The sequence below is a fragment of the Amycolatopsis sp. N2S4-7 genome (assembly GCF_058119595.1).
This window is the reverse complement of the sequence record NZ_CP172299.1, coordinates 2,475,060-2,495,418: the sequence shown is the minus strand read 5'-3', so window position 1 is coordinate 2,495,418 and position 20,359 is coordinate 2,475,060. Positions and strand designations below refer to the sequence as shown.

The 20,359-nt window shown below is 62.7% G+C and carries 8 protein-coding genes; 6 read left to right on the top strand and 2 right to left on the bottom strand.

The window, feature by feature from the left end; all coding sequences use genetic code 11:
• Positions 1 to 16 precede the first annotated feature (16 nt).
• The 6 genes from ACH54P_RS11465 to ACH54P_RS11440 all read left to right on the top strand — a co-directional run bounded on the left by ACH54P_RS11465 (position 17) and on the right by ACH54P_RS11440 (position 11,898).
• Entirely contained in the window at positions 17 to 3,124 is a 3,108-nt protein-coding gene (locus ACH54P_RS11465) for a sigma-70 family RNA polymerase sigma factor (protein ID WP_489912347.1), read from the top strand.
• A complete protein-coding gene (locus tag ACH54P_RS11460; protein WP_489912346.1) occupies positions 3,121 to 4,866 on the top strand; it encodes an AIPR family protein in 1,746 nt (581 codons plus the stop codon). Before ACH54P_RS11465 ends, ACH54P_RS11460 begins: the two co-directional genes overlap by 4 nt.
• A 145-nt stretch (positions 4,867 to 5,011) precedes the next feature.
• Positions 5,012 to 6,880 carry a DNA cytosine methyltransferase gene (locus ACH54P_RS11455; protein WP_489912345.1) on the top strand — a complete coding sequence of 623 codons (1,869 nt, stop codon included), beginning with the start codon at positions 5,012 to 5,014 and terminating at the stop codon, positions 6,878 to 6,880.
• 880 nt (positions 6,881 to 7,760) lie between these two features.
• Positions 7,761 to 8,558: a hypothetical protein gene (locus ACH54P_RS11450; protein ID WP_489912344.1), complete on the top strand. Its 798-nt coding sequence runs from the start codon at positions 7,761 to 7,763 to the stop codon at positions 8,556 to 8,558.
• A 24-nt stretch (positions 8,559 to 8,582) separates the two neighbouring features.
• The gene (locus ACH54P_RS11445) at positions 8,583 to 10,787 is read left to right on the top strand and encodes a YcaO-like family protein (RefSeq protein ID WP_489912343.1); all 2,205 of its coding nucleotides are present in this window, start codon (positions 8,583 to 8,585) and stop codon (positions 10,785 to 10,787) included.
• 40 nt (positions 10,788 to 10,827) lie between these two features.
• Positions 10,828 to 11,898 (top strand): phosphotriesterase family protein, encoded by a 1,071-nt coding sequence (locus ACH54P_RS11440; RefSeq protein ID WP_489912342.1) that lies wholly within the window; start codon positions 10,828 to 10,830, stop codon positions 11,896 to 11,898.
• A gap of 491 nt (positions 11,899 to 12,389) precedes the next feature.
• Here the strand turns inward: ACH54P_RS11440 and ACH54P_RS11435 are convergent, their stop codons facing one another.
• Complete coding sequence (locus ACH54P_RS11435) at positions 12,390 to 13,862, bottom strand: recombinase family protein (protein WP_489912341.1); 1,473 nt, start codon at positions 13,860 to 13,862, stop codon at positions 12,390 to 12,392.
• A 213-nt stretch (positions 13,863 to 14,075) separates the two neighbouring features.
• On the bottom strand, positions 14,076 to 20,276 hold the full coding sequence (locus tag ACH54P_RS11430) for a hypothetical protein (RefSeq protein WP_489912340.1): 6,201 nt from the start codon (positions 20,274 to 20,276) through the stop codon (positions 14,076 to 14,078).
• Positions 20,277 to 20,359 lie beyond the last annotated feature (83 nt).

Here is a 20,359-nt window from a genome sequence, read left to right as displayed (position 1 = left end):
AGCACCGTGTCACACCGTGGTGGCCGCCGCGCCCGCAGTCGATCAAGCGGACCAGGCGGTCACGGCCTACCGCCGCCTGCGGGGGAGCGGCAAGGAACTCCACGTCATCACCCGGTCAAGCGTGCTGACGAGCCGCATCCGCACGATGATGCCGTTCGAGAGCCGTGGAGACACGGTGATGACCTACCACTCCTACTTCGCAGACATGTGGCGCACGGTGTTGCGAGTGAGGCAACCGGAGACGGACGATTACGACGTCGACTTCTGGGAATTCAAGCGGCACCTCCGAGCCCGTTACGTCCGGCCGCTGGACCGGCGACATGTCATCGTCGTCCAAGGGCAGCAGCTGCCACCCGACTTCTACACGGTGCTCCGGCTACTGAGCATCGAGGCGACGGTATTCGTCGACCCCGTGCAGACGGTCGGCGACTCCGGTACGACATTGGACGACCTCACCGCTCTCCTTGGCGCGGATGCCGCCACGACCTCGCACGACGTCGATGGCGGCACCGCGCAGATCGACCAGTTGCTAGAGCGCCTCGGCGATGGATCTTTGCTCAAAGACGTCTCCCGCCGTGAAGGTCCGCGGCCAGTGTTGGTGGACCACGAGGACGTCGACGAGGAGATACGGTTTGTTGTAGAGCACGCGACGGCGCACCGCGACCGGCGAATCGGCGTGCTGCTGCCGACCCGCGAATTGGTCCAAGTCTTCAAGGATGGGATCGGCGACCTGTTCGACGGTACGACTCAGTGGCACCTGTCCGGTGCAAGGGTCCCGCGGCATGCCGCGGTTACCGCATCCGATCCGGGAGTCAAGGTTCTGACCTGGGTCAGCGCCATGGGTATGCGGTTCGACCACGTCGTGCTGGCGGGACTCGACCAGGTGGAGGACCGGTTCCGGTTCGAGAACGCGCTGCGGGTGCTCGGCCCGACGACGCGCTCGGAGTTGTTTCTCTCCTACTCCGGTGTGGGACGACCTACTGCTTTGAGCGGGCTCCCGTCCGCCTTGGTAGACGACCGCACGCGTAAAGCAGTCGGCGACGAGTGGGTGGAGGTGGTGTCCACCCGGCACCTCGCTGCTTCTCCTTCCATGGCAGAACAGCTGCCCCCGCCCAGCCGATCAGCCGTCGACAGGGCCCGCGCCGTGCTCGCTGCTCCAATGCGTAGCGAGGACCGCGCCAAACGCCTGCTGACGGCGGAGGAGGAGGTCGGGCTGGCGCAGCTGATGCGGCCTACCGGTGAAAATCTCGCGGAGGAACTGCCCAAGGGTTTTCGCTCAACGCTGACCAGCGCTGATGAGCGGGCGAAGGCGTTCGACGCCATGGTGTTGCACAACACCGGCCTCGTGGGCTCCTACATCGCGAAGCACCTGGGTGCCGGTCTTGACTACGAGGACCTGTACCAGCACGGGCTGTTGGGTCTGATGCGGGCGATCGAAAAGTGGGACGGCTCGCGAGGGCTGAAGTTCTCCACCTACGCGGTGAACTGGATCAACCAGCACATTGGCCGGGCAGTTCCCGACGAAGGCGCAATGATCCGGCTGCCGGTCCACAAGTACGAAGAAGTCCGCAAGGTTCGCACCGTCCGGAACAGACTGCTCCTCCAGCAGGAAGATGCTTCGGTCGCGAAGATCGCCAAACGCACCGGGTTGTCTCGGGAGAAGGTGGTGGAATGCCTACGGTTGTCCTTGGGCGTGATCAGCCTGGACGCACCCTTGGGCATAGATGGCGAGATCTCGTTCGCGGAGCTGATCCCCGCTCCGCTCGAAGACCACTCGAACCCCGACTACGTGGTAGACCGCGAACTCGGCGCCGAACTCGTGCGGGAAGCTCTGTCACTACTGAAGGAGCGCGAGGCCGAAGTGCTCAGATTGCGGTTCGGCTTCGACGGTGGTGACGAACTCACACTGGATAAGATCGGCGAACACTTCTCTTTCACCCGCGAACGAGCTCGGCAGATCGAAAGCAAGGCGAAGGACCACCTGCGCGACAAGCTCGCGGACGTAGGTCTGGTGGCCGGCGGTGGAAATCCCGTACCTATGCCCTCACCGAAGCGTCCGACCCGTCGGTCGAACGGCATGCGCACACTGGAGCGTGAGAAGCGCCCGACCAGCACGGAGATCGCCACGGGATCGGGACTCGTGGAGCTGCTCGGCGCTGCAGACGGCGACAGTGCCGTAGGAACTCTGCTGATCGCCCTGGTGGACCGCGCGTTGCGGTCCGGCGCCCGCCACGTCCGCATCAGGAGCGCTGGCTCTGGCACGAGCTGCAGACTTTCGCTGGTCCACGACGGTGCAACCTTCGCCGGGTATTCGTTGCTCTCGACGCTGTCCGAGGGACACGCGGTGTCCCGCGGATCGGTGGCCCTCGGCATCGCCGCTTCCCTGTACGGTGAGATCACCACCTGGGAGTCGCATGCGTCCCCGGCCTGCCTCGTGCTCACCTCCGCCGTGGACACCGACACCTGGTGGCTGCATCGCACTTCTCGGAGGCTCCCCGCGGGACTGCTGGCCAAGGACGAGGTCGACCGCTGGTCGGTGGTGTTGCTCCGCATCCCCCGTCCGCAAGTCGCGGGCGCACACCTCGGAACGATCCTCAACCGGTGCATCCGCGATCTGGGCGTGGTGTTCGGAGAGTTGTTGGAGCGCAGTACCCGCCTCGACGTCAACGGATGCGTGGTGACTGCGAAAGACCCGTTCCTGTGGGGTAACCCGGCCGGGCAGCACCTCGGGGAAGAGCGGGTAACTGGCGAAGGCTTCTCGGTGGTCGCCAGTCCTCGCGTCCTACCCCACCCGGACCTCCTGCGTGCCGGAGAGGCGGACTCGGTCGGCGACCCGGTCGACTGGCAGGCCTCGCAGGGCTTCTACGTGCGATGTGATGGCCGGTACCTCTCGCGCGGTGGGTGGCTCAGACTCGACGGCTTGGACATGGCGGAGAGCACCGCACTGGCCAGGGTCCTCGTCGAGGTACCGTTCGCACAGCGCTCCGCCTGGGGCGAAGATCACCCCGGAGCCGCGGTCGTGGTGCCGGCACCGCTGCGGCCGAGGCTTACTGCTCTCGCGCGCATAGCACGCGGCAAGTCAGAGCTTGTAATCGAACAGCACCGAACCAGGGGGACGACGTGACGGACGGCGAACTCGCCACCTTCGTAGCGGAGCTGCGGCGCAGGGTGGAGGACCGGGTCCAGGCGGAGCCGGAGCTAATGGCACGGGACGCCTTCGTGACCCTGATCGGTGAGCACCTGATCGACGACGGGGCGCTAGACGATCTGGACACCTGCTACTTGTTCATGCCCTGGCAGAGCCGTCGCATCGAGGTCGCGGGGTATGACATCACAGGAGACGGCACGATCCTGCACCTCGTCACCGTTGATTACGGCTTGGACGCCGAGCCCCTGAAGCGCGAGCGGCTAACCCAGTTGGTCCGCCGCGCCGGCGCGTTCGCGGAGTTCTGCCGCAGCGGACTGCACGAGCAGCTTGAGCGGTCGAGCCCGCCTTACGACATGGTCGAGCACATCCACGGCGCTTGGCCCCAGTTGCAGATGATCAAGATTCTGGTCTTCACCGACGGGAAGAGCGGGTTGCGTCGAGCGGAAGAGGCCACCGTTGCTGGTCTCCCGACCCTCGTGAACGTGTGGGACGTCAACCGTCTCCAAAAGCTGATCAGCTCCGGCGCCCACCAGGAGGACATCCTCATCGACGTCGCGGAGATGGGGTACGAAGTACACTGCTTGGAGTCACCTGAGCAGGCCGATGGTTACCGCTGCTTGATGGCGATGCTGCCGGGGAAGCTGCTCGCCGATCTGTACGACGAGCACCACAGCCGGCTGCTCCAGCGCAACGTGCGCGCCTATCTCCAAGCCAGGGGAAAGGTCAACAAGGGAATCGCGGAGACGCTCAAGGAGCAGCCCGGCCGATTCCTGGCCTACAACAACGGCGTCTCCGCCACCGCTCGGGCAGCGGACCTCGAGCAGACGTCGGGCGGACTGGTGCTGCGCACCCTGACCGAGCTGCAGATCGTCAACGGCGGGCAGACCACCGCCTCGCTGCACCACGCTGCGCGCAAGGGGATCGACCTGGCCCAGGTCATGGTGCCCGCGAAGATAACCTTGATCCCCGATGACCGGCTTGACAGCATGGTCCCGGAGATTTCCCGCTACGCAAACTCGCAGAACGCTGTCACCCCAGCCGACTTCGAGGGCAACAGCCGCTTCCATGTCGGGTTGGAGCGGTGGTCCCGCACCACCTGGGTGCCCTCTCTCGGGGTCGACGTCGAGCAGACTCGCTGGTACTACGAGCGCGTGCGCGGGCAGTACGACGTCGAGAAGAACAGGTTCACGACCGCCGCCACGCGACGAAAGTTCGACCGCGAGAACCCTGTGCGACAACGATTCGGCAAGACGGATGCCGCCAAGTACGAGTACGCTCACTCGCTGCGACCTGAAATCGTGTGCCAGGGCGCTGAGAAGTGCTTCCGGACGTGGACGTCGGACGAGGGCTTAGCCGAGCGCGAAGCCCCCGATGACGTGTACTTCCGCCATCTGGTCGCCAAGGCGATTGTGTTCCGCCAGGTCAGGGCGATTATCCAGAAGCAGAACTTCGGGGGGTACCTCGGTCAGACAGCTGCGCACAGCGTGTCGCTGATCGTACACACGCTCGGCGGGCTCGATCTCGACCGGCTCTGGCGCGAACAGACGCTGCCCGAAGCGATCGTCAGTGCGGTACCCGACGTTGCCAAGGCTGTGCGCCGGGTGCTCACCTCACCTCCGAGCGGCGGAAACGTCACCGAGTGGGCGAAGAAGACCGCCTGCTGGGACCGCGTCCGCGCGATAGGGTGGGCCCCTCCTGCCAACGTCCTCGTCGGTTAGGCGACTTCATCCCCGGTTTCATTGTTAGCGCGTCGGGTCGGCCGAGTGGACCGGTCCCGGGAAGTGGCATGAAGAAATTGAGCACAACCAGATCTACGGTGGTGGAGGTCCCGCGCGGGTCCCTGTTCGGAGGACGGGAGGCGACGTGGCGGTCTACGCAGTGAAGCTCGAGCGCAGCGACCTGCTCCAGTTGCCGGCACACCCGGACGCGTGTACCGAGGAGACCTTCGAGCAGTGGTGCGCCAAACGGGTGGCGAAAGGTGCGCGGCTCGCGGTCGACCTGTTTTCCGGCGGCGGTGGCTTGAGCCTGGGCTTGACCGACGCAGGGTGGACCGTCGCGGCCTCGGTTGACCACAACAAGTTCGCGTTGCAGACTCACCGGGCGAACTTCCCCGGCCTCGCGCTCGACGTCGACTTGGGGGACCCGAAGAAGCGCGCCGCGTTGATCAGGATGCTCAAGCGCGTCGAGATCGATCTCATCGCCGGCGGGCCACCGTGCCAGCCGTTCAGCAGGGCAGGGCGCAGCAAGATCCGCAGTCTGGTGGACGCGGGTGTGCGCGACGAGTTCGACGAACGCAAGGAACTGTGGCGAGCGTACGTCGATGTCGTGCTCAAGGTGAAGCCTCGCGCGGTGCTGATGGAAAACGTCCCTGACATGGCCTTGGGCGACGACTTCCACGTCGTGCGGCGGATCGTGAACATGCTGGAGGACGTCGGCTACCGGACCAACCTCCGACTGGTCGACGCCCGGCACTACGGCGTTCCCCAGCACCGCAAGCGACTGATCCTGCTCGCCCGCCTTGACAGCGACACCTTCACTTGGCCTAGCCCAGGCAAAGAGGTGTTCGTACAGGATGCAATTGACGACCTACCTCGCCTCGGCCTCACGACCGGTCGTCGAGACCTGCCCTACTCGCCCGAAGGCGAGGTTTCGGAGTTCGCGAAGGCGATGAGGCGCGACATCGGCGAGCAGAGGGTGTGGGATCACATGACCCGGCCGGTTCGCGACGACGATCGTGAGATCTTCGCCTCGATGACGTCGAAGACGCTCTACGCGCACATCGATCCCAGCCTCCGCAGGTACACCGCAGAAACGTTCGACGACAAGTACAAGCGGTTGGCCTGGAAAGAGCTGAGCCGTTCCATCACCGCGCACATCGCGAAGGACGGCTACTGGTACATTCACCCGTCTGAGAACCGCACGCTCACCGTGCGTGAGGCTGCCCGTATCCAGACATTCCCGGACAACTTCCGCTTCGCGGGCAGCCGCAGTCACGCGTTCCAGCAGATCGGCAACGCAGTGCCGCCGATGCTGGGCAAGGCCGCAGCTACCGCCCTGGTTCCGGTACCGGTCGCCGATAAGGCTCGGCAGAACCGGTGGCGCGTTCTCGCAAACCACTTGGTCGTTTGGGCCGAGGAGCGGCGTGCCGGGAGTTACTGGTGTGTGCTCCCCGGAGACGAGCTGACCCCGCCCGTCGCCGCGGTCGTGGCGATGCTGGCCCCGTCACCCGTTGAACTAGCCGCCTACGCTTCTGGCCTCCGTGAGGTGGCCACGCGGGGGCGGATCACCAAGCGAGCGGTCGACCTCATCGAACGAGCGGTGGTCAAGCGCGGAGCTGCTGCATCGGTCACACGCCTACGGGAGTTGCAGAACGACAGGAAGCTCTGGCTTCACCCCCAGGACATGCCGGAAGTCTTAGCGCTTCCGCCTGGTAAGACCGCACTCCTAAAGCTGCTGGCGGGCGACGATGTCCTGTTGACCAGCCAGCCGGCCATCCGCGTGTCGTCACGTGTACTAAACACCAGCTCGGAGAGGACGAACAGCCTCACTGACGGCAGGGTCGACATCTCCCGTTTGATAGGAGGCGACTCCAAAGCACCGCTGCGCATGGCCGCGTTGCGACTGGTCGGCCAGCTTCACTGCCACAAGCGAGCACCGATGTGCGCGGGATGCCCACTGGCCCGCCAGTGCGCGACCACCCGGGACAGTGAATTATCGGACAGACTGTTCTGATCAGAACCGCAGATAATATCGACGGTCGAAAGGATATCGGAATAGATCCAGAGATTCATCTCTATCTACTGTCCTCCCTTCCAGTGTGGTAAAAGGGTGGGTCAGGCGGATCCTGTGGTCCGGTCGTCGCAGGTGAGAAATCAGCCGGCCGTGGGTTGCGTGAGCTTGCGCCATTGCCCTGCCGCGGTGGCATTAGCGGCTCGATCACCGCGCATGCCTTGTCCGTTAAGTCACCGCGACCAGCCACTTCTGTAATCCGATCGGACCGCAGCTAGATTGCTTACAGGACACGCCCTGGTCACGTGCTTCGGCGGGAGTTATTACTTGGTGCCTCTGCCGCAGCGTGTTGACAGACGGCCGCGCGGTAGTAGTTCTCCTGGTAATCGACTTGCGCCTATCGTGATCAAGTAATTGTACATCTTTCCCAACTCTGACTGTTAGAATTTGCGGGGGTAATCAGTTCCTTGCGATGTGCGCTGCTAGTGGAAAAGTTTCAAGCTGTGACATCGCGGCCTCATCTGATACAATAAAGAGCTTGATTACGGCGACAAAAATGAGGAAACCTATGGCAGGCGACAAAGAGAAGCTGTTCTCGATTCGGGTTCGAAATTATGAAGAACCGTATAGGTCAGATTTCCCTGCGGATTGCGGTGGTTCAGGTGGGTCTGGGGGCAGCAGTTCGGATGCGGCGATCTACATAAAGCAAATCTCTACGGCTGTCGTTACCGATTGTGGTTCCAGTAGCGGTCCGCCGCCAACGGAAGACTGATGAGTAGTTGGACTCAATTCCTTGTGTTGGCCTCAATGGTAGCTTGCTAAGCAGGGAAGTCTAATGCGACAAAATGATTTGAGTCAGCTAATCAGGCGGTGGCTTGCCTTAGTGGCTCTCGGTGTCACTATCGGGGCGTTTATTGCGTTCGAAATCGGCGAGGGGATTCTCGCGGCAATCAAGGCTTTGATGATCGGCATGCTGCCTAGTGCTGCTGTTGTTCTGATTGCTTACCTGATAACTAGGCAGTGGCTGGCCCGGAGAGGACTGTCCGAAGCGGACGATCTTGAGACTGCTATCGTGCGACGGATTGCTCCATTGGTCGTCCCGGCGCCGGGGGTGTTGTCCGTCGATTACCGAGTTGAAGAGAATCCGTGGCGCACTCTTATTGATAGCTCGAAGAATTCGCTCGTGATAGTCGGTAGGTTTTTTGATGTACCCGTCCAAAGTTTCGGGCTCGACGGGATGGCTGATTTCTTCAAGCGTGGCGGGCGTGTTGTAGTGATTACTCTCGACCCGCACAATGGTTCTTCGATCGCGACTGCTACTGACCAGTGGAACTTTAGCGCAAAGCAGCGCCAACTTCTTTCGGGTCATCTATCGAGCAGAATCTCAACTGGCATTGCAATGCTTGAGAATGCTAGAATAATGGCGGGAAAGCCCGGCGAATGCCTTAAGATTTTCACGGTCGATTCGGTTAACTACGCTGCATATGTTTTCGATGCCGGTAAGCTTATTATGGTTCCCTATGCTCACGCCAATTCACTTGACCATCCACCTCCGAGGTTTTCTGTAGATTTGACGGTTTCGCAACCGTTTTCGTCTTTCTGGGAGAACGAGGTTAACGGACTGACTAGGGGGCGGCAAGCACAAACTGCGGAGCAGTTCCTCGGGATTATTAAGGAGTAGTCGGCTCTGAATTGGGAGGGCGCGATGATTCGTGAAACAAGACCTTTAGTATGTGCGTTCGGGTGGCTGCGCTCGGAAAATTCATATACATTCCTGACTGCGCGCGGATATGTTGATGTTGATCTAGAGGTCGGCAGCTTGGTCGTTTTTTTTCAGTTATCCAATGGCATGCGCACACTGAGTCAAATTGCTGATGAAGCTAAAATACCCAGAGGTGTAGCACGTGAACTTTTTCTTCATCTTCGCGAGACAAATGTCATTGTGAACGCGACTGAGCAGTATCGAACATTGCATGAATTTTCAGAAAATCCTTCCAGATTCTTGCCTCGCAGCTCGCCTGAGCACCTTCGCGCATTATCAAACGAATCTGTAGTCCGTCGTTCAAAGCTGCCTGAAGGGCGACGTCGTGTCAAACTGCACGCTGTCACCGCACAGGGCTTTCGTAGAAATCCTACTTGCCGATATTTTGATCCGCATGGGGTTGTTGGCTTGGAAGAACTATCTAGAGTGCTAACTAGCATGCTAAGTCGAGGAACCCTCCAGCCGACGCCGTCGGCTGGAGGGTTCTACTCATCGACGATCGATATCTTGGTTCTAAAAGAATCGCGGGAGTTGCAGCGAGGAATATACCGTTACTTCCCCCTCGCTGGAGAAATAGTTCTCTTGAGCGATCTGGGTGAACGGGAACATCTTCTTCTTGCTATCGATTCGTACGAGATTGTCGATGGCGCTGCGATAGTTATTGTCGTGAGTTCTTCGATGGGAGAACTGGAGAAAAAGTACGGAAATCGCGGATATCGTTACGCTCTAATCGAAGCTGGTCACGTGGCTCAGAATGCGCAAATATTGGCCACTGAGTTAGGGTTAGGTATATTCGAATACGGCGGGTTCCGAGATCGTCTTGTGTCTGATTTGTTGTCATTGTCTGACGAACATCTTCCTATTTTGTTGCTCGCTCTCGGTGTGCCTGGCGATGATTCCCGGAAGAGGTTAGATGAGTTAACTCGCCCGTCTGTGCACGCCGTAGCGGCGCTTCGAAGCTTCCTTGTTGATCGCAACATTCTAGATGCCGTCTCCGTAAACACTGAAGTTCACGCCGATGCTCCCTTCAATATTGCATTGGCGCTTTATTCGCACGTTGGCCAAGCGAGCAGTTCAACGGATCGGACTGCCGGCGGTTCGGGGCTGACTTTGGCGGAGGCGGAGATGAAGGCGATGGCGGAGGGTGTTGAACGGTATGCGTGCGGCTTGATCAGGGTTGACGCCGTTGACCGCCGCGACAGCTTGCCTGAAGCCGCGTTAACGCCTTCTGCAATCTGCCCTTTTGCTGAGATTCAATACAAACTGATGGGTCTAGAAAGATTCTCAGAAAAAGATGTTTGGGATTGGGTGCTAGGTCAGCGCCTTTCTGATGATTCGCCTGTGTATGTAGCGATTGATAACGTGTATTATCCGATCGATAGATCTCGTCTTACGCGACGGCTGAGCGCTTATGCTTCATCAAGCGGGGTAGCGGCGCATTTTTCAGTTGACCTAGCAATTTCCTCTGCTCTGTTAGAACTTATTGAGCGTGATGCCATCGCTCTCATGTGGCTTTCGCGAAAACCGCCTGCCCGGCTTGGTTCGACATCACTCCCCGTGTTCGCGCAGAAGAGGGTTAATTATTGGAGGCAGCGGGGGTACGAACTCCACATACTCGACATAACTGTCGACGCTTGTCCGGTTATCCTTGCGTTCATCTACTCATTAGAGAAGTTTCCTCACGTTGCTGCTGGGGCGGCGGCAAATCTTCGGTATGAACAGGCAATTTCTCATAGTATACGTGAAGCGGAACGCCTTTTCAGATTTTGGACAAAAGGTGAGCTTGGAGAACTTAGCGGCGAGCCGAAGGACGTCCACTACCCGATTGACCATGGGAAATTTTATTTATCTCAGGAGCGGGCGCACGAGTTATCGTGGGTTCTTTCTGGCCCGGAGCTGCTGCTCGGAAATGTTCACTCGATCGGCGAATGTTCGATCGACGATCTCGTCTTGAAATATGATCCTGTTGCGATCGATCTTGGTTTGGATCAGAACTTCGGTGGCTTGCATGTGTTTCGAGTGGTGTCCGACAAGTTGATACCATTGAATTTCGGATGGGGTAGTGAACTTTTTGAACATCCAAGGCTGAAAAGCGTAAACTTGTCGTATGGTTGGGATTATCCGGCTCGACCACATTTCTTTACGTAGAATTAGACCTGATGCTAAAGGTGAAGTTTGGAGGGGAAAAGTGCAAGGGAAAAGCAATTCGTCAAGCGGTTCTGACGGTGAGGTCGAGACCGTCCTGGGCCCTGTTTCGTCGTCCGCGCTTGGTCTCACGCTGATGCATGAACACCTCCTGATTGACCTGCGGCCTCCTGGGATGCGTATCGATGGAGTGCACGGTGTGGATGATGTGAGCGCTCGAGACTGTTTTAAGCTTACCTGGGGCCAGTCACAGCATCCGGCAAACTTCGAACTTCGCAGCCTTGATGTAGCTCAGGCTGAACTTGTTGATTTCCAAGCGGCGGGCGGCATGACCATTGTCGATTTGACCAATGGTGGCCTCCGGCCGAATCCCCTTGGTCTAGTCGACCTCTCGCGGCGAACAGGCGTCCATATCGTGATGGGGTGCGGTCATTACGTGAACGAGTACCAAGCCGCGGCGAACGCGAGCCGATCGGTTGACGACTTCGCTACCGAGATGATCGAGCAACTCACCTCGGGTGCATGGGGAACATTAGTACGGTCGGGAATCATCGGAGAGATCGGCTGTCAGGCGCCCTGGACAGAACAGGAGCGCCGTGTCATGAGAGGAGCCATCGTTGCGCAAGCCGAGACCGGTGCGACCATCAACGCCCACCCAGGACGCTCGGCAGACCAGCCATTCGAAATTGTGGCAGCCGCTCGTGCGGCCGGGGCGCCGTTGGATCGCTTTATCGTGAGCCACCTCGACCGAACCCTTATGGAGATCGATCAGTTTCTGAGGCTTGCTGATAGTGGTTGTGTGCTCGAGCTAGATCTTTTCGGCTGGGAGACATCGAACTACTATCTTAACCCGGATATCGACTTGCCGAATGATGCTATCCGACTGCGAATCGTTCGGGCACTTATTGACAAAGGGCATCTAGATCGAATCTTGATCAGCCATGATATCTGTACTCGTAACCGGCTCGGTCGGTATGGTGGGCACGGATATCAACATATCCCAGCCAATATTGTCCCGCTCATGATGCGACGTGGATTTGAGCAATTTGAGATTGACGCTATCCTTCGCGTTAACCCTGCTCGTCTTCTCGCTTCCAGTCGGGGAACCGGGTAGCAATTTCATATAGTCGTGCCGGCCCGCTCGGCAACACCATGTCAACGATCTGGCTGTGGCTGATCGATATCGTCTTCGCCCTTAGGCGAGCATGCACTGGTGTCGTTCTGGTTCATCGATCGCGGGCGACGTCCTCGTAGGCGCGCAAACAGGCCTACCATGGAACCTGTGTGATCTTTGTAGACTCCAACGGCACCAGGTGGTGATTGCCCTGTCGGTCGATCGGGTGGCAGCTGGCCTGCTGATCCCTAATAGTTGTCCCTTTCGTCGACGCAGCCGAAGCGCTGCGATGGCTTGATCAAGAAGCTGGAGGCGTGTGGCTACCGTGCACGATCTGTCTCGGATGCCAACGGTTGGCTTAAGGAGCAGGGTGGCTTAGATGCTCAATCTCTTAGAGAATGAGCATTGTTGCTATCGAGCAAGATCGTCCTCGGACACAGTATTACCCCACGGATCGCGAATCGCGATCTTGGAACTGGGGTGCTCGGGGCCTAGCTCGAATCGATCTCTTTCAGGCGCCATCCGGTGCCGTTGTAGGCGATGATCTTTCCTGAGTCGCGCAGTGTTGCTGCCACGTGTCTGTGTCGTGTTCGGTCAGGCTCGAGCCTGGTGCAGCCGTCGCTGATCTGGCCTCCAAGTCTGATGTTGATCTGATCGATGAGATGGTCTTCGCGGATGTAGAGCGTCTTCGGCCGCGGCTGGTCCGCGCGCTGGGTGCTGGTGTGGCCATGGCGGCAGCGGTACGTCGGTCGCCCATGGTTCCAGTGCGAGTCCAGCCGCCGGTCGCAGACACCGCAGTGGATCAGCCCGGCCAAGGCGAACCGGCGAGCCCGGCCGTCACTGGCCGGTCGCGCCGCTCGGATCTGCTGGGCGGCGATGAAGTCCTGTTCGGTGACGAGCGCCGGATGGGCGGCCTTCTCTGACAGGGCCGGCGTTGCGGCTGGGCCTCTGGTGTCGGTGGCGCGGCGGTTCCAGGTCTGTCGGCCGGTGTAGCGCGGGTTCGCCAGGATGACGGCGACGGTGCGCAGTGTCCAGGCGTTGCGGGTCCGATGGCGGTTGCGGTCCGGGTCGGCGCTGGACGGGCAGGGGACACCGCGTTCGTTGAGGTGTCGGGCGATGCTGGCGACGCTGTGTCCGGCGAGGCGTTGCCGGAACATCCAGGCGACGTGTGGTGCGGTGCGTGGGTCGGGTGCGAGGCGCTGGAGGCGTCGGCCCCAGCGCGCGTCGGCGGGGTTGGGGTGCGGGCCGGCGTCGACGAGGCGGTAGCCGTAGGGTGGTCGGCCGCCGAGGTAGCGGCCTTGCTGGGTGGCTTGGTTGTGCATCGCGGCCAAGACGCGATGGCGGGCGCGGAGGACTTCGCGCTGTGACTGGGTGGCCAGCAGAGCGAGTAGCGCGCGGTGGTCCCGGTTGCCGAGGTCGACCGGTCCGCCTGTCTCGGGCAGCCACAACTGGACACCGTGCCGAGTGCACCAGGTGTAGAGGGTGGCGAACTGGGTGCCGGTGAAGGCGCGTTCGTATTCGCCGACCACGATCGCATCGATCGCGGACTCCGGGCTGGAGGTCTCGGTCATGAGCCGCGCAGCCTGCGGTCGCTGGCGCCATGGGATTCGGCGTGAGGTGCCGGCGTCGAAGTAGACGGCGACGACCTGGCCGTGGCCTGCGACTAACTCGTCGGCCATGTCGCGTTGCCAGCCCTGTGACGACACGCGGTCTTGATGGCGGGTGGTCGACGTGCGGCCGTAGAACGCGAACCGTATGCCGGTCACCTGGACGTCTGTGGATGCAGTCCCGATCTGGTTCTTTCGGCTCATCCACTGCGCAAGTAAGTCCGCGGCGTCGTCCGCTGGAGGAAACTGAGCCGGGTGTGGTTGATGCGGATGCACGTTGGACCGATGGCGAAGCTGACGTCTTATGACGGCGTGGTCGAGTTCGTTCGCCCGTTCGGCGCAGCGGATCGGGTGCACGTCGGCCGTATAACGACCTATGCGACGAGGCGAATGTGATTGGCATATGGCCGAGCAAGCTGGAGGGTCCTGAAGGTGACTGGGATTGACTCAGATCACGGACTTTCTACCGGCAAGTCACCGAATTTTCCGCACCTGACGTTGCGAAGCCAGCAACCCCAACCGAGACGGTCGGGGCTGCTGGGTGTCCGAATCGGCGGAAGGCGTCACCGGTCAGGTCAGCGACGCCTGCCAGGCAGACAGCAGGCGCAGCTCGACGCTGTAAAGGCCATCGCTGTGGGTGTCGAACACCTGCAGTGCCATCAGCCGCTCAACGACTCTTGTGGCGGAGCCGTCCATGTCGGCGGCCGCCTGCAAGTCAACCCAACTGACTTTTTGGTCATCGACGAGCGCGACGATCGAGGCGTAGGCGCGCGCTAGGTCGGGATCGCGGATGAGACCGACACCATCGAGCAGGTCGCTGAAACCGGTCGGGCTGTTGACGTACGCCTCGAGCTCGTCCAGGGCGGTGGGCTCCTGCGCGCTCTCACTGTCAGCGAGGGTGGCGGCGTGCTCGACGAGCATCGGCCACCCGCCGGTGAGGTTCCAAAGTCGCTGCAGGCGCTCGTCGTGGCTGAACATCTGCCGCGTGATCGTCCAGACCCGCAGGGTCTGCTGGTCGTAGCGGCGTAGTGCGACAGCGACGCCGTGTTCGAAGGCGCTGTCCCAGAGCTCTGCCTGCTCCGGGCTGGAGATCAGGACTGCGGCGCGGGTGACGCCTGGGGCGGTCGGCACGTGCGTGCGCGCCAGGTCGAGCGCCTCCAGGCACGCCGATGCCTGCGGCTGGACGCTGGCCAGGTCATCGATAATGACCCGCCGCCGTCCGGCCTGTCCGCCGCGCAGCTCCTCCTCGAACGCGCGTCGTCCGTTGATCGTCGGGATGTCGAAGTCGCCGGCCTTGCCGGTGACCTCACGCAGCGCCTCGTCAACTCGATATAGACCGGTTGCGTGCGACCCGACGACGACACGGACGTGCGTGCTGTGGTCGCCGAGGATGTCGTCGAGCTGCGCAGCAGTTAGGGGCGCGCTGCTGTTGTCGGACAACTGCGGCCTGCCCTCCAGCGCCAAGAAAGTCTCGGGCACCGCCTCGGACTCGGCCATAAGCAGCTGCCGCTCAACCTCGGAACGGTTGCCGATCATGTTGAGCACGTTCGGGCTACGCAGCCGCCACCCGCGCCCGTCAGTATTCGGTGCGACGACCCCGAGGCCGTCCATCTCGTTGAGGTAGGCGCGGAAGCTCTCGCTGTCGAGCGACTCGAAGCCCGCGCGCCACCAACTCAGACACTCCTCGCGCAATTCTGCGTCTTGCAGGCGGGCGTCAAAGCCGAACCGGAACGCGTGGTCGGCCAGCACGTTGGCGATGACGTTGTACCGAGGGTCCAGGTTCAGGGTGTCCTGGAACGCCGAGGTGATGTCGGCGCGCAGGTCACGGTTGCGCTCGACCACGGCGACGTCGTCGTCGGTGATCATGTACGGCGGCTGGTCGACAGCCAGGCCGTCGCGCCGTTTGGCGTGCAACGCTTCGACTAGCCGATGGCCGAACATTTGGAGCAAGAACGGCTGGTAAGAGCAGTAGCCCAGGACCCGGTTGACGAGATTGTCGTCGGCGAACTCGTATCCGAGCACACCCAGAGGCACGGTCAGCAGGTCGGCGGCGAACTGCGGGCGCAACGGCCCGATGACGGTGGGGCGCTGCGCGAGATGGCTGAACGGACCGTTGCGAGCGCTCTTGGCGTACCGCTGCACCGAGTGAAGACCGGCGAAAACGACCTTGATGTTGTTGTCGGTCACCACACCGATGTCGCGCAGCCGCTTGGTGTCCAGGAACGCCGGTGCGTCGGCCTCGAAGAACTGGTCGGACTCGTCGAGCAGGATGAGCAGCCGGTTGCGACTGTCCTTATTGCGCCAGTCGAGCATCCCGGCGCGGACCTGGTCGTACACGTCGCCGGTCTTCTTCGCCTTGCCGGTCGGGACAGGCAGCACCTCGCGCTTGGTCAGCTCGTTGCGCAGCCCGACCCACAGGGCGTCCTTGCTGAATGCGGCACCGGCAGCGACCGAGTCCAGGCTCAGGTAGACCGCGATGCGCTGTCCGGGCTCGCCGGAGGACTCGAACTTCTCGGCGGCGTAGCGCAGCAGCGCGGACTTGCCCAGGCCGCGACCGCCGTAGAGCACTTGCGTGCCGTCAGGATCGGTGACCTGCACGCGCTCAAGGTCGCGGCCGTAGAACATCTCCTCGGCGACCGCGCCGCGCTTCATCCGGATGTAGGGGTTGACGGAGGCGAACGGCATAAGGATCGACATGGCCACACCGAGCTGACGGTTGCCGCGGGCGGCAAGGTAGGCCAGGGTGGCGTCGTCGAGGATCGCAATAGGACCGCCGGTGCGCTCGACGCGGGCGGCGAACTTCGTCCGCGCGGCGGTGCTCATGGTGCCGAAGTGCGCGATCAGCAGGCTGTCACCAGACTGGTCGTGGTCGGCGTAGGTCATCAGCAAGTCCTCGGTGGGCTGGCCCCACACGAGCAGGACGCGCAGTCGTCCGCCGAGCTTGCTGCCGAACGCCGGGATCTGCGCGTCCCTGTTGGGCCGGACGTCGGTGATCTCGATGAACCGGCGCTCGCCACCCTTGGGCATGTCGTCCAGGCGCCGGATCTTTGAGCATTCGTAGCCCATGAGGCGGATCGCCGGCAACAGCAGATCGCGTTCGGTGAGGCTGCGTCGGCCGGTCACCGGCGCGGTCGCGGCTTGACGCCAGGCGCCGAGCGCCTCGGCGATCTGCTCGGCGGCGTCGGGTGACAGGTGGCTGTAGTCGAGCACGTCGCTGCCGGCGTAGCTTGTCCGCTTGCGGACTGCGGTGACCAGCTCGGTGGTGATGCCCTTGGGCAGTATGTCCGGAATAGCAGGGAAGAATGCGCGCAAGTCACGGCGGCTGTGGTCAGTACGGGGAACTGGCTCGCCGACGTCCTGGAAGTACAACAGCTCCTCGGCGGTGAGCAGGTCGCCCTTCTCGATCGGGTCGCTGATGCGGGCTCGCTCTTCGTCGTCGATGCTCAGCGCGGCAAGCCGGTCGCGCAGGCGCTGCGCGGCCTGTTCGCGGTAAGCCGGCAGCAGCTTGCTGATCTTGGCAAGGGTGGCGCGGACCTGGCCGAGGTGGTCCTGGGTGGGGTCGGCGCTGGCCAGCAGTGCGGTGAGCTCGCCGTCTGCCTCCTCGGTAACGACGTTGCTGCGGCGGGCGCGACGCAGGGCAGTGTCGACGGTGTTACGTTCGGCGACCATTTCGGCGCGGCTGCGCTCCAACGCCATGGTGTAGCGCGTGCGGGCGTCGTTGCCGAGGGCGTCTCGCGCCAGGATGCCGACGTCCTGCATCTCGAGCATGTACAACGCAGCGGGATAGTTCTCACGCTCCAGCTGCAACGTGAACGCTTCGGTCCAGCCGCGCGGGACAGCGGCGATGAGCGCCGGAAGCGGGTCGGTGCTGCGCAGCTGAAGCGTACCGGTGTCGCTGACGAAGACATCGTCAGCCTTAAGCAGCTCGAGGTCCAGCGCGACCGTGACGCGTGGCTCGCCGGCCTGCAGCGGCTCGATCCCGTCGAGCATAGTGAAGGTATGCCGCAGGCTGTCGTGTGCGGCCTGTGCGGCGGCGACCAGCAGCGAGTCGGCGGTTTGGGTCTGCGCCAGCAGGGCGGCCAAGGCGGCGTCGCGCTGGGCGAGCACCGCGCTGCGCATGTCGGCGACCTCGCCTGTTGTCCACTCGTCGCGTCCGATGCGGCTGCGGGTCAGAGCGCTGGTCAACTCGATCCAGGTTCGGATGGGCCGCAACGTTTCAAGGATCAGCGCGTGCAGGTCGTGCCGCCCAGATCCTTCTATCGGCTTGCCGCTATGCCCGCGGAAGTAGGCGTCGAGCTCGTCGATCTGCCGCTCGCGGACCGAGGCGTCGGACAGGTGCTGGACCTCGGTCTGCACTTCGACAAGGCGGTCAGCGTCGTTGGCGACGACGATGTCGAGCAGCCGGCCAAGAGCGCCATTGCCGTCGAGCCAGCGCTTGGCGATGTCGCTGCACCGCTTGAAGCGCAGGGTCCGGGGCCGTCGGGCTGCGCCAGCCTGCTCGATGATGAGCTCCAGGTCACGCTCGGCGTCGCTGACGTCGGCAAGGACGTTGAGGGCCGGAGTGGCGTTCAGGACGCCGCGCAGCGCGCGCCTCCCGATCTCGTCGGCGATAGTCGCCAGGTGCGGGTCGAGCCGGCTGCTGAGTTCGCCTAGCAGCGCGCCGGCTGCTGGCTCGCCGGTCACGAGCGCGACCCGCACGAGGCTGCTCACGGCGGTGAGCAGACTGACGTTGTCCTCGGCTACTTGATTGCTGTCCAGGTCGGCCAGCTCTTGGCGCAGCATCGCGCCGCAGGGTCCCGTATCGCTGCGGACAGCTTGGGCCAGCCCGGCCATCCGGAAGATGCGGATGCGGGTGTCGTCCCACTTAGCTTGGGCGGCCAGATGAGAGGCCATCCCGTAGCGGCAGGTAGACAGCAGCGTGGTGACAGCCCGCTGTACGTCAGTAGGGGTGGGCGCGTGCTGCTCGGTTTCGCCCTGATTTGCGCTCCGCTCGGCGGCGCTGCCCGAGACGGCCGTTGTACCGGTGGGTCGCGTCGGGACGCTGCTGGTATGCGCGGTGGTCGAGGCCGTGGCCGGCGTGGCCTCGTGAGGCACGGCAAGGGTGGCAGTACCCACGGGTCCGCCCGGGACCTGGGCAGCTGGGTCGGCTGCCGCGGCCGGGGCGTCACGAGTCGGGTGCTCCGAGGCTTCGGTCAGCACGCTGACGTCAGCAGTATTCGCGGTGACAGCGGCGGCGGGGGCCTGCTGCGCCGACACATCGGTTGCAAGTACAGGCGGCGGTGTGGCAACGGTGGCAGTCGACTCCTGTCCGGTAGGCGGCTGGGGGGCTTGACCGATTAGCGAAGCTGTGCCACTGAAGGGTTCTTCGAGCATTAGCTGGTTGGCGAGCATGCTGAGGACGGCGAGGGCAGGCAGCGAAGCCACTGCTCCGCTGACTCGGGCCTGCAGCTCCAGTCGGGTCTCCGGCTCGGCTTGTGGGTTGCGGACAAGGTCGACCAGCGCGGCGATCGCGAGCGCCAGCGTGCGCTGAGTGTCGGTCCAGTCGGGCGCTGCCAGCAGCTCTGCGGTCAGCGTCCGCAGCTGCGCGACGTGCTCGGAGATGCCAAGGGCGTCGCTGGTAATGCCGTCCGCTGCGGCGATGCTCTGGCGCAGCGGTGCGTCAGCGTCACGCGCGGCGCGCAGAGTGAGTAACTGGGCGATCTCGTCCAGCGTCGGCTGCTCATCGGACGCGGCGCGCGGGTCTTCCTTGCCTGCCTCCGGGACAGCGGAGCAGGCGTGGCTGTAGGCGCTCTGGGCGGCGCGCACGGCAGAAACGTCGTCGGCAGCGGGCCCACGGCCGGCCCTCAGGTCGGCCAGGATGTGCTCGGCGGAGACGACGGCCAGTGCGAAGCAATGGCGGGCGGCGTGCAACGCCTGCGTGGCGTCGGCTGGAGCATCCGGAGCTGCGGCGGGGGTGGTCTGCGGATCTGCGGGCCGGATAGTGCTGGCGACGGCGACTGGCATGCTGGTTGAGGAGGTGCGGGAGTTAGACGAGATTTCGCAGTAGTCTGGCGTCGTGACTGGCTGGCTGGATGAACCGGATGAGGCGGCAGGCTGGTCGTCGGGTGCGTCGTCGCGGATCTCGATGATGGCTTCGGGGTGAGTGGAGTGGGCGATGACCTGCTCGGCCGCGGTGCGGATCTTTGCGGCGGTGGAGGTGTCGATCGCGCCGTGGATGAACCAGGGCCGTTCGACTGCCCATGTCCACACGTGGGCCGATATTTCGTTCTGGGCGATGGCGGACCAAAGCGCCAGGCGCAGCAGGGCGGGGGTCCAGCGGTTTTCAAGCTTGTCGGTGATCTGGTCGGCGCTGCGCTCGTCGGGTCCGTCGGTGGTGGTCACGGATCGCACGGCATGGGTGCGCAGGCTGCCGTAGAGCGCTCCGGCGGTCAGGTGGAACGCCGCGTGCCAAGCGGTAGGTTCTTCGGCTCGCCGAAGCCTGCCAACTACGTCGCGGCACAGCCCTTGCGACAGCGTCTTGGGGGTGAGGTGGATGCCGAGCGGCTCCAGAGCATGCTGCCGGGCGCGGATCGGCAGGGTTGACAGGGCTTTGAGGACGTCTCGGGTGGTCAGCTCCTCAACGACGTCGCCGATCGGTCTATCGACTGTGTTGAGCACCTCGGCCAGCTGATCGAGCGCGGCGCGCAGCTCGTCGCTGATGTCACGGGTGAGCGGCTGGACGATGTAGCCGGTGTAGGCATCGTCGGGGCAGCCTGATCGAGTGCGCGCCATGGATCTCCTCGGTGGTTCGCCGCGGGGTAATGCGTGAGCAGAAATCGGGTGCGGGGAGTCGTGCGGGTCTAACAGCTCGTGAT

What these genes read in the sequence shown, in the direction of transcription:
- ACH54P_RS11445 (WP_489912343.1), top strand. Translation starts at nt 8,583, where the DNA reads ATGATTCGTGAAACAAGACCTTTAGTATGTGCGTTCGGGTGGCTGCGC.
- ACH54P_RS11430 (WP_489912340.1), bottom strand. Translation starts at nt 20,276, where the DNA reads ATGGCGCGCACTCGATCAGGCTGCCCCGACGATGCCTACACCGGCTAC.